Origin of the sequence: Thalassomonas sp. M1454 (assembly GCF_007097525.1) — a bacterium.
Taxonomy (GTDB): Bacteria; Pseudomonadota; Gammaproteobacteria; order Enterobacterales; family Alteromonadaceae; genus Thalassotalea_A.
The window spans coordinates 184,907-199,770 of record NZ_VKDD01000006.1; the positions used below are offsets into that span (position 1 = coordinate 184,907).

14 protein-coding genes are annotated in these 14,864 nt (G+C 39.0%); 5 read left to right on the forward strand and 9 right to left on the reverse strand.

Going from position 1 to position 14,864, the window contains the following annotated elements:
* Positions 1-13 precede the first annotated feature (13 nt).
* The gene (locus FNN08_RS13480) at positions 14-880 is read right to left on the reverse strand and encodes a DNA ligase (protein ID WP_185962673.1); all 867 of its coding nucleotides are present in this window, start codon (positions 878-880) and stop codon (positions 14-16) included.
* A gap of 216 nt (positions 881-1,096) precedes the next feature.
* On the opposite strand from FNN08_RS13480, the gene FNN08_RS13485 reads away from it, so the two are divergent.
* Complete coding sequence (locus tag FNN08_RS13485) at positions 1,097-1,336, forward strand: hypothetical protein (protein ID WP_143586651.1); 240 nt, start codon at positions 1,097-1,099, stop codon at positions 1,334-1,336.
* A gap of 88 nt (positions 1,337-1,424) precedes the next feature.
* On the opposite strand, the gene FNN08_RS13490 is transcribed toward FNN08_RS13485, so the two are convergent.
* Both FNN08_RS13490 and FNN08_RS13495 read right to left on the reverse strand, forming a co-directional pair.
* Complete coding sequence (locus FNN08_RS13490; protein ID WP_143586652.1) at positions 1,425-2,147, reverse strand: DUF3581 family protein; 723 nt, start codon at positions 2,145-2,147, stop codon at positions 1,425-1,427.
* Positions 2,148-2,261: 114 nt separating this feature from the next.
* Positions 2,262-2,534, reverse strand: coding sequence for a GIY-YIG nuclease family protein (locus FNN08_RS13495; RefSeq protein WP_143586654.1), 273 nt, complete (start codon positions 2,532-2,534; stop codon positions 2,262-2,264).
* Positions 2,535-2,631: 97 nt separating this feature from the next.
* On the opposite strand from FNN08_RS13495, the gene arfB reads away from it, so the two are divergent.
* The 3 genes from arfB (at position 2,632) to FNN08_RS13510 (ending at position 5,860) form a co-directional block, all read left to right on the forward strand.
* Entirely contained in the window at positions 2,632-3,045 is a 414-nt protein-coding gene (gene arfB, locus FNN08_RS13500) for an alternative ribosome rescue aminoacyl-tRNA hydrolase ArfB (RefSeq protein ID WP_143586656.1), read from the forward strand.
* A 63-nt stretch (positions 3,046-3,108) separates the two neighbouring features.
* Complete coding sequence (locus FNN08_RS13505) at positions 3,109-3,924, forward strand: DUF2797 domain-containing protein (protein ID WP_409574609.1); 816 nt, start codon at positions 3,109-3,111, stop codon at positions 3,922-3,924.
* Positions 3,925-3,988: 64 nt separating this feature from the next.
* Entirely contained in the window at positions 3,989-5,860 is a 1,872-nt protein-coding gene (locus FNN08_RS13510; RefSeq protein ID WP_143586660.1) for a DUF885 domain-containing protein, read from the forward strand.
* Between the two features lie 88 nt (positions 5,861-5,948).
* Here the strand turns inward: FNN08_RS13510 and guaA are convergent, their stop codons facing one another.
* Entirely contained in the window at positions 5,949-7,526 is a 1,578-nt protein-coding gene (gene guaA, locus FNN08_RS13515) for a glutamine-hydrolyzing GMP synthase (RefSeq protein WP_143586662.1), read from the reverse strand.
* Positions 7,527-7,752: 226 nt separating this feature from the next.
* The gene (gene guaB / locus FNN08_RS13520) at positions 7,753-9,222 is read right to left on the reverse strand and encodes an IMP dehydrogenase (protein WP_143586664.1); all 1,470 of its coding nucleotides are present in this window, start codon (positions 9,220-9,222) and stop codon (positions 7,753-7,755) included.
* A 144-nt stretch (positions 9,223-9,366) separates the two neighbouring features.
* Between guaB and xseA the strand changes: the two genes are divergently transcribed.
* The gene (gene xseA / locus FNN08_RS13525; RefSeq protein ID WP_143586666.1) at positions 9,367-10,719 is read left to right on the forward strand and encodes an exodeoxyribonuclease VII large subunit; all 1,353 of its coding nucleotides are present in this window, start codon (positions 9,367-9,369) and stop codon (positions 10,717-10,719) included.
* Positions 10,720-10,740: 21 nt separating this feature from the next.
* On the opposite strand, the gene FNN08_RS13530 is transcribed toward xseA, so the two are convergent.
* The 4 genes from FNN08_RS13530 to FNN08_RS13545 form a co-directional block, all read right to left on the reverse strand.
* Positions 10,741-11,208: a methyltransferase family protein gene (locus FNN08_RS13530; protein WP_143586668.1), complete on the reverse strand. Its 468-nt coding sequence runs from the start codon at positions 11,206-11,208 to the stop codon at positions 10,741-10,743.
* Positions 11,209-11,335: 127 nt separating this feature from the next.
* Positions 11,336-12,802 carry a ribosome biogenesis GTPase Der gene (gene der, locus FNN08_RS13535; protein WP_143586670.1) on the reverse strand — a complete coding sequence of 489 codons (1,467 nt, stop codon included), beginning with the start codon at positions 12,800-12,802 and terminating at the stop codon, positions 11,336-11,338.
* 194 nt (positions 12,803-12,996) lie between these two features.
* Positions 12,997-14,214: an outer membrane protein assembly factor BamB gene (bamB, locus tag FNN08_RS13540; protein ID WP_143586672.1), complete on the reverse strand. Its 1,218-nt coding sequence runs from the start codon at positions 14,212-14,214 to the stop codon at positions 12,997-12,999.
* Positions 14,215-14,224: 10 nt separating this feature from the next.
* Positions 14,225-14,863 carry a YfgM family protein gene (locus tag FNN08_RS13545; protein ID WP_143586674.1) on the reverse strand — a complete coding sequence of 213 codons (639 nt, stop codon included), beginning with the start codon at positions 14,861-14,863 and terminating at the stop codon, positions 14,225-14,227.
* Position 14,864 lies beyond the last annotated feature (1 nt).

The window sequence follows — 14,864 nt, forward strand, 5'->3', positions numbered from 1 at the left end:
TTATTTAATTAATTCAGAAGTGCTTTCTCTGTCTTAAAAAACTAGCAAACCTTGGCACTCTAGTTTTAGTGTAGCCCCAATACTTATAAGTAATAATAGAACCAACTTGCGGCGGATTTAACCTTTGCTCATTGCTAAATCCGGTGCCAACTTTAAAGCGAATACCCTCGCTATTTTCCACCAATAAAGAGCCTAACATACCAGAAAACTTTCCTTGCCCTGGTAAGTGTGCCACGACAACCGCTTCGGCATCAAAGTGAGGCTTTAGTTTTAGAACATTATTATTTCTGCCGGCAACATATATAGCATTAGCACGATGTAGCATAAGCCCTTCGCCGCCATTTTTAACAACATCATCAAGTAACTCTTGCAAGTGTTGTCTCGATTGTATTTTTTGCTGAGCTATCATTTGTAAATAAGGCGAGTGCACTTGCCTAACGAGATCTTTCATCGCTTTGACTCTAGCAGTAAAATCTCCATTATATTCAGGCAAGTCAAAAATCATAAAACGCATTTTTTGCCAGCGAATGTCATTGGTTGGTGATGAAGATAATTGGGAAACAATACTTACCGTTTGCTCAAACTCCCCTCTACCTATCCAAAGTTCACCATCTAACGGGAAGTTGGGAAAACCTTTAATGAACCATGCCGGTACAGAAATTAATAAGCCATTGCGAGAAAGCAGCTTATTACCATCCCAGTAAGCACGAACGCCATCAAGTTTTTCACTAACAAAATAATCAGTAACAGCTATATTTTCGTGATAGCTTTTAGCGTGTTGTAATTGCAGCTCTTGGGCAGGCAGCTTAGGTATAAATAGCAATACATAAGCAAGCACAAATAAAAGTAGATTTATTTTGGGTATGTTTATAAAACACATAAGATTATCCTTAATCGTAACGAGCATCCTGCTCACTGTTTATATTTATACCAACCCCATCAATTTTCGGCTCATTGTGTAGCATTTATAAAAACAAAAGTGCTAGCCAGAGGGAATGATATTAACAATCAAAGTGTAGTTTAAATATGGCAATTAAAAAATAAACTATACTGAAAATCACCTATATCCCAATTTGATAAATTAACAAGGAATGTTATGAAATCTTTAATAGTGCAATCTATTGCAGCTTTAATGCTGCTGTCTTTCCCATCACAAGCAAAACATAAATGCGATCCTTTTATGCAAGATTTAAAAAAGGTGCAATCAAAACTTAAGCAAGGCTATAGCGTGCAAAGAGGTGAAAGATTAAAGCACCAAGAAAAACAAGCAAGGAAGCTATGGTGGCAGTGCAAAAATAATAAACTGCCCAAAAAATATAAGCGCGTTAAAGGGTAAATTGACAGGATAAAGCGAGAAGCTAAGCACAAACAAAAACGCCTAGCACTAATAACTAGAGCTAGGCGTTAATAAATAATGAGGTTGACTACTTATTAGCAGCTAAATAGGCATCTTTCATTGCATAAAATTCAGTGTTTACCGCATCAATAACGTCTTGCTCATATTCGCGTAAACCACTTAGCACCATGTATTTAACGCCATGACCGACGATTTCACCGTCACTAAGTAAGTCAAACTTAAGCTTAACTTGGCCGCGTTTACCTGCAGCTTTAAGAACGGTTTCTTCCTTATTAAGTTTTAAAGAAACTTCCTTAACATCAAGAGTATCTAAATCGATTTCCATGCTTTCATACATAATCATTGGGCGTGCCGGATTGATCATGACATTATTACGCTTCATTAAGTCACATAAAATAGTTGGGTAAGTATGCCCTGAAAATTCAACGTAAGAGCGAATTAATGATTCAATTAAAGTAGTACAAGTCGTATGTTCACCTGCAACATTATAATTTAAATACTCTTTACCATTATCATCTAGCACTTGCGCTGAGTCAGTCACTGATGTTGGGAAATTTAGCTCGATACCGTCGGTAACCATACCTTTGAAGTTAAAGGTCATTTTTTGGTTTAAACCCGACTTTGCTAAGATTATAGAAAAAAGCAGATCGCCAGGAACACAAAAACGTTTTGCTTCTGGGTTATGAATTGGGTTGAAGTCATCTGCTACTTTTTTAGCAAAATCACTTGCTTGTAGACGAGTAAAGCTAACCTTTTGGTTTTCTTCATTAAAATACTGCTCGATAAACATCGTTTACTAATTTCCTTGATTAAACAATTTTCGCTGCGTAGTTTAACAGTGTCATTAAAATAAAACGAATACTTATACACTAATCAGACCACAGTTTTGTACTTGATGTACGTATCATTCATTTATGGGGTTTGTTGTTGCGATTAATTTTAGCTTAGCTGCTCGCGATAATTTTTTAATTGCCGCTTCTCTTTTACAGGCAGTTGAACGGTCTTGGCAAGATTCTTGGTACATCAAAGTAATAGGCCGACGATGGCGAGTATATTTTGCTGACTTAACTCCGCCTTCATTATGCTCTTTCATTCGCCTAGTTACATCAACAGTAACGCCAGTGTATAAGGTGTCATCGGCACAGCGCAAAATATAAACAAACCAAGAGCTCTTCATTATTTTTGTATCTTTTCCTTTGATATGGGTTGCAGTGAGACAAGCAATCAATCAATATTAACGCAATTAAGCAAAGACCACCTCTTAAGCGGGCAGCATGCTATTTATATCAAACAACCTGTATTTAAACGAGCAAGAAATTGAATTTTCAGCAATCCGCTCACAAGGTGCGGGCGGACAAAATGTCAATAAAGTGGCAACAGCAATACATTTGCGTTTTGATGTAAAGCAGTCATCGCTACCTGACAAATATAAAGAATTGATTTTAGCTTATAGTGATTCTCGCATAACCAAAGATGGCATTGTGGTAATTAAATCTCAAGGCTCTCGTACCCAAGAAAAAAATAAAGAAGCGGCTATTGCTAGGCTAATCGAATTTATTAAAACCGCAACGGTAGTGCAAAAAAAGCGTCGGGCAACCAAGCCAACGAAAGCTTCACAAAAACGTAGAATGGACAGTAAAAATAAACGCGGACAAATTAAAGCTGGCCGTGGTAAAGTTCAAATCTAGTAGCGAATGAGCTACAAAAAAACATCACTAAGAATAATTAAGACAATAACTATGACAAACTCTATTACTGGCCACTTAGCTAAAATGACATCAAAGCTAATTGATGGACAAGTTGAATACAACCTGCCACTAGGTGAGCACTCACTTGCACTAAACCCACTTATTGGAAAGCACTTAACTTTAGAATTCTCTGGAAATATTAATTGTAGTGAATGTAGTCGTAAAACTAAAAAAAGTTACTCACAAGGGTTTTGTTATGTGTGCATGACTAAGCTAGCCAAATGCGACATGTGTATTATGAAACCGGAAACGTGTCACTTTGCCCAAGGTACCTGTCGAGAGCCACAATGGGGTGAAGATAACTGCTTTGTTGACCACTATGTTTATTTAGCCAATACCACAGCGATAAAAGTGGGCATAACTCGTCATACTCAAATACCTACCAGATGGATAGATCAAGGTGCTAATCAAGCATTACCTATTTTTAAAGTTAAATCTCGAATTATCTCAGGCTTGGTTGAAATTGCATTAGCCGAGTTTATTGCCGATAAAACAAACTGGCGAAATATGCTTAAAGGCAAAGCCGATAGCCTTGATTTAAAAGCCAAAGCAGCAGAGCTAATTCCACAAATTGAAGCAAAATTAGCAGATATAAAATTAAACTATGGCGAAGATGCATTTGAGCGATTAGACGCAGATGTAGTTGATATCGACTTCCCTGTTTTAGAATACCCAAGCAAAATTAGCTCTTTTAATTTTGATAAAACCCCGCAAGTAAGTGGCACACTTATGGGCATAAAAGGTCAGTATTTGTATTTTGATACCGGCGTTATCAATATTCGCAAGTTTTCTTCTTACGAAGTTACTGCAAGTTATTAATAATTCACTATAATAGGGCTAGAGATTGAGCCTTATACTTATAAATCGTTGTAAAGTGGACACCATGAAAAAATCAATATTAGCATTAACAATTCTTGCCGTAACTGCAGGTAATTCCTTTGTTGCCAACAGCGAAGAAAGTGAAGCCGCCGCTACCAAGGTATCAGCTACAGAAACAACCGCAGTCGAAGCTCCTGTTGAGCGTACAGCTGAAACAGAAAAGCAAGCGCTACAATTACTTTTCGATAATCACTTTAAAGCAACGTTAGATATGTCACCAATCTATGGTACGTACATTGGCTTAACAGAGTACAACGATAAGTTTAGTGCACCTATCAGCAAAGAATCCCTAGCAGCTGAGTTAGCTTTAGAAGAAGACTATTTAGCGCAAATTAACAATATTGACGAAAGCCTTTTATCAGGACAAGATTTACTAAGTTATCAGATATTTAAGCGCGATCGTGAAATGGCAATTAAAGGGGCTAAGTTTCCAAGCTACTTAATTCCTCTTAACCAAATGTATGGCATTCATAATTCTTTTGCGACTTTAGGCTCTGGCGAAAGTGCGCAACCTTTTAAGACGGTAAAAGATTACGATAACTTTATCAAAAGAAGCCAAGGCTATGTGGCATACATGGATAGTGTGATTGTGTCGATGCGTGAAGGTATCAAACAAGGTGTTGTTTTACCTAAACCAATTGTTGAAAAAATCTTACCGCAGCTTTCAGCTCATGTTGTAAAAAATGCTAAAGATAGTGTGTTTTATGGCCCGGTTAATATGCTAGCCGATAACCAAGATATTAGCGCTAGTGATAAGAAAAAGATCACTAAAAAGTACAACGACTTAATTTTAAAAACATTAGCGCCAAGCTATAAAAAGTTTCATGACTTCATTAAAAATGAATATTTAGCAAAAGCCCGTAGCACGGTTGGTTTATCCGATTTACCAAATGGTAAAGCTTGGTACGAACACCAAATAGAAGTTAACACTACCCTTGCACTAACGGCAGATGAAATTCATAAATTTGGTCAAGAAGAAGTTGCCCGCATTCTAAAAGAAATGAAGCAGGTAAAAGAAACCGTTAAATTTGAAGGTGACTTACCAGCATTTTTTGAATTCTTAAAAAATGATGAGCAGTTTTACTGGAAAACCGAAGAAGAAGTGGTTAAAGCTTATACCGACGTTAAAGCTAAAATAGAAAAGAGCTTACCTGATTTATTTGAAGTATTCCCTAAAGCTGATTACGAAGTAAAACCTGTTGAAGCGTTTAGAGCGGCATCAAGTGCGGGTGCAAGCTATCAAAGCCCTGCTCCTGACGGTTCTCGCCCTGGGGTGTTTTATATCAACACTCACAACTTAAAAGCACAGCCTAAGTTTTTACTAGAAACATTAAGTATTCACGAAGCTGCGCCAGGTCATCACTTTCAAATAACCATTCAACAAGAAGTTGAAGGCTTACCTATGTTCCGTAAATTCGGTGGTTATACCGTATTCTCTGAAGGTTGGGCACTATATGCTGAAAGTTTAGGTAAAGAAATGGGCATGTTTGAAGACCCTTACCAATGGTATGGCCGCTTATCTGATGAGCAATTACGTGCCATGCGTTTAGTAGTAGATACTGGCTTACATGCTTTTGGTTGGACTCGTGAGCAAGCGATTCAATATATGATTGATAACTCGTCAATGGCTGAAAGTGATATTACTGCCGAAGTTGAACGTTATATCTCTATTCCAGGCCAAGCCGTTTCGTATAAGATTGGCCAACGTGAAATACGCTCGTTACGTAATAAAGCGTCTCGCGCTTTAGGCCAACACTTTGATATTAAGAAGTTCCACACTCAAATACTAATTGATGGCGCACTACCTATGCCGATATTAGAACAAAAAATTGACAAGTGGATCGACTCTCAAGCTTATCTTAATATGGAAGAATAAATTGACTAGCTCAATTTAATCAAGCCAATAAAAAACGAGCTAAATAGCTCGTTTTTTTATTGGTCTATTAACTTAACTTAGATTAGGTTTATTCCCATTCAATTGTCGCAGGTGGCTTACCAGAGATATCGTAAACCACACGCGAAATACCATCGATTTCATTAATAATGCGGTTTGATACATGACCTAAGAAGTCATAAGGTAGGCGAGCCCACACAGCGGTCATAAAGTCGATAGTTTCAACAGCACGTAAGCTAACAACCCAATCGTATTTACGGCCATCGCCCATAACACCTACCGAACGAACAGGTAAGAATACAGTAAAGGCTTGGCTAACTTTGTTGTATAAGTCATGCTTGTGTAACTCTTCGATAAAGATAGCATCTGCACGACGAAGTAAGTCACAGTATTCTTTCTTAACTTCACCAAGAACGCGAACACCTAAACCAGGGCCAGGGAACGGATGACGGTATAACATGTCGTATGGTAAACCAAGCTCTAAACCAATTTTACGTACTTCATCTTTAAATAATTCACGTAATGGCTCAACTAAACCAAGTTCCATATCTTCAGGTAAACCACCTACATTGTGATGCGATTTGATCACATGCGCTTTACCAGTAGCAGATGCAGCTGACTCGATAACATCAGGGTAAATAGTACCTTGTGCTAACCATTTAGCATTGGTTAACTTACCGGCTTCTTCGTCAAAAATTTCAACGAATACATTACCAATAATTTTACGTTTCGCTTCCGGGTCGTCAACACCAGCCATACGATCTAAGAAACGGTTTTCAGCATCAACATGAATGATGTTTAAACCGAAGTGATCACCAAACATATCCATTACTTGTTGGCCTTCGTTTAAACGTAATAAGCCGTTATCAACAAATACACACGTTAATTTATCACCAATTGCGCGATGTAACAGCATAGCTACCACAGATGAATCAACACCACCTGATAAACCAAGAACGACTTCATCATCGCCAACTTGTGCTTTCATTTTAGCAATAGCATCTTCAATGATAGAAGCTGAAGTCCATAATTTTTCACACTGACAAATATCAACAACAAAGTGCTCTAAAATGCGCATACCTTGTTTAGTATGAGTAACTTCTGGGTGAAATTGTACACCGTAAAATTGTTTGTCTTCATTTGCCATTGCTGCGTATTTACAGCTTGGTGTTTGTGCGATGGTTTTAAAGCCAGCAGGAATTTCTGAAACTTTATCTCCATGGCTCATCCAAACATCTAATGACGCATTACCATTAGCATTAATAGAATCTTCAATGGCTTTAAATAAAGCAGATTCGCCAATAACCTCAACCGCAGCGTAACCAAACTCTTTATGCTCTGAGCTTTCAACACCGCCGCCTAATTGCTCGGCCATTGTTTGCATACCGTAACAAATACCTAAAACAGGCACGCCAGCATTAAATACGTACTCAGGAGCACGTGGAGAATCGTTTTCAGTTACCGACTCAGGGCCACCAGCAAGGATAATACCCGTTGGGTTAAAACCTTTAATTTGCTCCTCGGTAACATCCCAAGCCCAAAGCTCACAGTAAACACCAATTTCACGTACACGACGAGCAATTAGTTGAGTATATTGCGAACCAAAATCTAAAATTAGAATTCGATGATCATGAATATCTTGACTCATTAGTCTGTTCTCTTTTTTAATAGAGCAATACTTCAAAAAGCACTGCTCTTTATAATTTATATTCTTTATTATTCGTACTAGTCAACTTCAACCCATTTTTGGGATGGTTGACTTTACCCGGGGTGAGGAATTTGGTTCTAGTTCGGCTTTTAGTGCACGGAGTTTGCTCCTGCAAATGAGTACACTAAAAGTCGAAATAGGGACAAATAACCACCCCTGCAGAAAATTAACCCAATCTATAGTTAGGGGCTTCTTTGGTTATTGTTACGTCATGTACGTGCGATTCGCCCATACCTGCAGCTGTGATCTTCACAAACTGTGGCTTAGTACGCATTTCTTCAATAGTTGCTGAGCCAGTTAAGCCCATTGCACTGCGAATACCACCAATTTGTTGGTGAATAATTGCCGCCATTGGACCTTTATATGCAACGCGACCTTCAATACCTTCAGGTACTAACTTGTCTGCTTCGTCAGATTTTTGGAAGTAACGATCAGATGAACCTTCTTTTTGGTTCATTGCGCCAAGAGAGCCCATACCACGGTAAGATTTGTAGTAACGACCTTGGTATAGTTCAACTTCACCAGGTGCTTCTTCAGTACCTGCTAACATAGAGCCAACCATTACACAGTGAGCGCCAGCAACTAATGCTTTTGCGATATCACCAGAGAAACGAATACCACCATCGGCGATAATTGGAATATCTAATCCTGCTACACCTTTAACGGCTTCAGAGATAGCGGTAATTTGTGGAACACCACAACCAGTTACGATACGAGTAGTACAAATTGAACCTGGGCCAATACCAACTTTAACCGCATTAGCACCTGCTTCAGCTAATGCTTTAGCGCCAGCTGCAGTTGCAATATTACCAGCAACAATTTGTAAATCAGGGTATTGCGCACGAGTTGCTTTTACGCGTTCAATAACGCCTTGCGAGTGGCCATGAGAAGTATCAATTAATAAAATATCAACACCAGCGTCAACTAATGCAGCAATACGCTCATCAGTACCAGCGCCAACACCAACCGCAGCGCCAACACGTAAACGACCTAATTCGTCTTTACATGCATCTGGTTTGTTTTCAGCTTTTTGGTAATCTTTTGCAGTGATCATACCGATGATCGCATCGTTATCGTTAACCACTAAGATTTTTTCAATGCGATTTGCATGCATTAAATTTAAAATTTCTTCGCGTGATGCATCGGCTTTAACAGTAACTAAGTCATCTTGACCAGTCATTAACTCAGATACTTTACGGTCTAAGTTTGTTTCAAAGCGTAAATCGCGAGAAGTAATAATACCAACTAGGTTGTTGTTTTCATCTACAACAGGGAAGCCTGAGAATTTAAGCTCGTGTGCTAATTCTAATACCTCACGGATAGTAATATCTGGACGAACCGTAACAGGATCTGACACAATACCACTTTCAAATTTCTTAACTTGACGAACATTTGCAGCTTGTTCTGCAATCGTCATGTTTTTATGAATAAAACCAATACCACCTTCTTGCGCAAGAGCAATAGCTAAACGCGCATCAGTAACTGTGTCCATAGACGCAGATAAGATAGGTACATTTAGTTCTATTGTACTGGTAAGTTTGGTTTTTAGGTTTGCTGTGTGGGGTAAAACCGTTGAGTGGGCTGGTACAAGTAGTACATCATCAAAGGTTAGGGCTTCTTGGGCTATTCTTAGCATTGCAACATTCTCGCTTATGTGGGAGTCGTACTCCAATAGATGGAGTAATAATTGCGAATGGATTTTAACCACTTTAAAGCTCTAGGTAAACTTATATTTTGTAATTAACAGTGATTTTCTCAAATAATTAGTAAAAGTATCATAATGAATCAATTTAACGCGCCACAACAGCATATATTACAAGTAAGTGAGCTTACCAAAAAAGTACGTTTCATCTTAGAAAGTGAGCTAAGAACCGTATGGTTATGTGGTGAAATATCGAATTTCATGGCGGCAAGCTCTGGACATTGGTATTTATCGTTAAAAGACGGCAAGTCACAAGTCCGTTGTGCCATGTTTAAAGGCAACAATAGATTTGTCCGTATCAAGCCGGGCAACGGTCAGCAGGTTTTATGTAAAGCCAAAGTGTCGATGTATGAACCAAGAGGCGAATTTCAATTAATCATTGAGCAAATGGAAGATGCCGGTGAAGGTTTATTAAGACAACGCTTTGAACAACTTAAAGCCGAATTGCAAATGGAAGGTTTATTCGACAGTCGTTATAAACAACCTATTCCTGAGTTTGTACAAACGGTAGGTATAGTCACTTCTGCAACAGGCGCCGCGGTTAAAGATATCTTAACCGTTCTTAATCGTCGTAACCCAGGCATAAAAGTAATTATCTACCCGACCCTGGTACAAGGCGAATTAGCCGCCGAGCAAATAAGTGATGCCATATATACAGCAAACGAGCGGGATGAATGTGACGTACTTATCGTTGGCCGCGGTGGTGGTTCATTAGAAGATTTATGGTCATTTAATGAAGAAGTCGTGGTTAGAGCTATATTTGATTGTGATATTCCAGTAATAAGCGCTGTTGGCCATGAAGTTGATACCAGTTTAAGTGATTACGCGGCAGATTTGCGTGCGGCAACACCTTCAGCTGCGGCGGAGTTAGTATCAAAAGATAATCAGCATTTAGTGACCCAGCTAAATCATTACCGCCAACGTCTAACTCATTTGATCAAACAAATACTGCAAAACCACAAAGCCAATAGCCAGTACTTTTCACATCAACTAGCTTTAGTAAGCCCGGTTAAGCAACTGCAAAACCAGCAACAACGCGCCGATGATTTAGCAATACGTTTACAACAAGTAATTATTAACCAACAAACACAGCGCACCAATCAAATTACCTTATTGCAGCAACGTTTAACCGGTAGCAACCCAAGTCAAAATATTACCATTGCGCAAAATAAACTTAGCGATTTAAGTAGTAGATTAAAACGTGCGCAATTACAGCTTAAAGACAATAAACAACAGCAACTAGCTAAGCTTGCTCACAACTTAAATATCGTTAGCCCATTAGCTACCATAGCCCGAGGCTATTCAATTACCCGAGATGAAAACGGCAAACTAATTAACAGCATAAATGAGTTAACAACAGGTGATACCATCACCACACAATTAAGCGATGGTAAAGTAGAAAGTGTAATATCGAAGACATTGCCAGAATAGCAATGTCTAGTTTCTAGCTTATTAAACCCAGCGTCTCACTCGCTGGCAATAATCAACATAAGCAACACCAAAAATCTTATTGAGCGCCTGCTCTTCTGGCTTTATTTGAAAGCGTGTCATATAAAGTACAAACACCAGTAACCACAATAAAGCCACAAGTGTCTGCATCTTTATCGCCATAGCGAGCAACATCACAGCAAAACCTAAATACATAGGATTTCGGGTAAATTTGTATATACCAAAATCAACTAATTCTGAGCTTTTACTTGGGTTAGTTGGGTCAACAGTAGTGTTAGCTTTTTTAAAGCAATAAATACCTGACAATATAATCACTACAGAGAGCACACATAAAGCACGTGTTAAGTAATAAACCACTTCTAATGGTAAGTTAAAAAACACAATAGGGTTTGGAGAAAAGTACATAAGCAACGCGGCAATTAATACTAGAACTAGTGGCGGTATTTTCAACTCGAGAGATTTAAAGCTCATTTACTTTATCCAAATGATTAATTGTGAAGTTATATAATCCTACAAATACAATTAAGCCGCAATAAATGCGGCTTAATAAGCGATATTATTTTGCTATTTCTGATAGCAAAAAAACTATACTGACTATTTACTTTTTAGCAGCTTTGGCTTCTTCGCTCCAACCTTGAGTTTCACGAGCCGCTTTCTTACGCTCGGTGTAGGTTAGTTTACGTTTGCCTGCAAATGGGTTTACTGTACCTCTAAAGTCGACCTTAATTGGTGTACCCATGATCTTTAATGACTTACGGAAGTAGTTAATTAAGTAACGCTTATACGAGTTAGGTAAAGAGTCTACTTGGTTACCGTGAATAACGATAAGTGGTGGGTTATAACCACCAGCATGGGCGTATTTTAATTTAACACGGTTACCACGGATAAGTGGAGGTTGGTGGTCGAACGCCGCCATTTCCATGATTTTAGTTAGCATCGCAGTTGATGTACGTTTTGTTGCTGAATCAAACGCTTCTTCTACCGATTCAAATAAGTGACCAACACCGGTACCGTGTAATGCCGAGATAAAGTGAATTCGCGCAAAGTCAACAAAACCTAAACGGCGATCAAGTTCAGATTTAACTCGGTCTTTAACGTCGTTATCTAAACCATCCCACTTGTTTACTACTAGCACTAATGAACGACCAGACTCTAAGACAAAACCTAATAAGCTTAAATCTTGATCGGTAATACCATCACGAGCATCAATCACTAATAACACTACGTTTGAGTCATTGATTGCTTGCAGGGTTTTAATTACTGAGAATTTTTCTACTGCATCGGTCATATTTTTACGACGACGAACACCGGCGGTATCAATAAGTGTGTACTCACGATCGCCACGTTCCATTGGGATATAAACACTGTCACGTGTTGTACCTGGCATGTCATAGACAACAACTCGCTCTTCACCAAGGATACGGTTAGTTAACGTTGATTTACCAACGTTTGGCTTACCAATAATGGCAAGTTTAATTTTGTCATCTTGTTGAGTTTCATCTGAGTCGTCATACTCTTCACCTTCTTCAAGGTAAACAACCTCATCGCTGCTTTCATCTTGCTCAGCCATGTTTTCAACAAATGGTGCTAAGGCAAGGTTAATAAGCTGAGTAACACCACGGTTATGTGCTGCGGCAATAGGGTGAACTTCGCCTAAACCAATGTCGTAAAACTCAGCAACAGCAGAGTCGGCATCAACACCATCAATTTTATTGGCAACTAAGAATACTTTCTTACTTTGTTTACGTAAGTGCTCAGCGATAGCTAAGTCGGCAGATGTTGAACCACTACGAGCATCTACCATAAAAAGTACGGCATCAGCTTCTTCAATAGCTAGCAATGACTGCTCAGCCATTTTGGCATCGATACCTTGTTCATTACCTTCAATACCACCAGTATCAATAACAATGAACGGTAAACCTTCAACTTCAGCTTGGCCATATTGACGATCGCGGGTTAAGCCCGGGTAATCGGCAACTAAGGCATCGCGTGAGCGAGTTAAACGGTTAAATAATGTTGATTTACCAACATTTGGACGACCAACTAGGGCAACTACCGGAAGCATGAAAACCTCAAAATTTATTAAAAAAATGTAAACTAAGTCGTTTAATTACTTAGTTTTAAAAAACAAATAACGGCTCCACAAATTATGTGGAACCGTTAAAATTACTTTCTGTGCTAGTGTTTATTTTAGCAAAAAGCTCGAGAACTGCTTGAATTAATTAGCTTAACTGTAACAACAGTAATTAAATTGGCTAATTAATCGTTATTAACAGTGACGATTTCAGGCGTTTTAATTACTTCTAAATCACCATCTCGACTCATTACATATAACAAACCATTGTGCACTAGCGGCGTATTATAAATGCCACTACTATCAACTTCATGACGAGCAACAATACTACCATCGGCTTTACTTAACCAATGTAGGTAACCTTCAAAGTCGCCAACTACAACGTAGTCTCCAACACTTGCCGCGCCAGTTGTACTTCGGCCAGTAAATGCTAACTGGCTCCATTGCTCAATACCTGAGTTACGGTCAATGGCAAAAACATGCCCTTGAGTGTCAGTTGCAAAAATTTGATTGCCAGCAACAGTTAGTTGACGGTATGACGAATACTTGCGTTTCCAAACTTCACGGCCACTGCGTAAATCTAACGCAGCTAAGTTACCATTTGTCGAGATTGCATAAATTTTATCACCCATGATAACTGGAGTTACATCAACATCAACGATACGTTCAAGTTCAGTAGAGCCACTTGGTTCACCAATTTCAGTAATCCAACCTTGTTGGCCATTTTCTAAAATATATACACCAACTTCACCAGAAGCTAAACCAACAAAAGCACCTCCAGAAGAGGCAGATACACCGCTAACACCGCGCAGAGTTAATGGTGGCACCGATTGCTCAGCTTTCCAAACTTCTTCACCAGAGGTAATATCTAACGCGACTAAAGCACCTGATGCGGTATTAACAATAACTAAGTTACTGTCTAACGCTGGTTTTGAAATTACTTCGCCCGAAACTTTAGCGCGCCAAGCTAGCTTACCGCTGTCTTCTTCAATGGCAAATACATCACCGTTTTCACTGCCCCAAATAACTTTGTTATAGCCAGTTACTGCACCACCGGCAATACGAGCAGAGATAGCATCATCAAAGAAGCCACGCTCATCTTCAATATCGCTTAAGTCGATATTCCACAGCTCATCACCAGTGTTCACATCGAATGCATAGGCGTCGCCAAAACGGCTTGAAACAAATACTTTGTCGTAGGCAATTGCAGGTGATAAACGAGAAAAGTAATGACCTACGCCATCGCCAACCGAATCATCCCATACCACTTCAGCTTCAAATAACTCTTCAATTTCAGTTAGCTCTGCAATAACAGGAGCTTCATCTTCATCGTCTGATGAACAAGCAACTAAAGCTGATGAAAGTAAAATTGCACTGATCAGGCGTTTATTGAAAAACTTCATTAACGCTTCCTTAGTTTGCTGCAGTAACCGCTACAGCTAAATCATCAATTTTCATTTGTAATGCAGGGTTAGTTTGTAAACCACCCGCATCAGCCGATGCTTGATACGCAGTACGAGCCGCTTCACTGTTACCTTGAAGAAGGTATGCATCACCTTTAATTTCTTCAATTGATGCAACATATGATTCAGGCATCGGGTTAGCTAATGTAGCTAACGCATCATCATATGCTTGTTGTTGGATTTGCACTCGAGCTAAACGAAGGTAAGCAATTGCTTTCATGTTATCGCTGCTTGCTAAGTTAGCTGCTTGCTCTAAATGAGTTTGAGCACCAGCCCAGTTTTGGTGTGAGCTAGCATCTTTTGCTAAGGCAAAAGCAGCAAATGCTGAGTAGCTGTTTTCTTTGTTTGCATCAATAAATGCTTGTGCATTAGTGCGGAAGTTATCTTCCTGTGCTGCAAAGCTTTCCATTGTTGCTTGGAACTCGGCAGATAAAGCTTCTTGTGCTTCAATTTGGCTTTCTTGGTAATAGTTAAACCCAACAAAACCACCTAAACCAATCACTAAACCAGCGATTAATGAGTTACCATTTTCATGCCAAAACTTTTTAATTGCATCAACTTGTTGTTCTTCAGTTTGAAAATCGTCCACT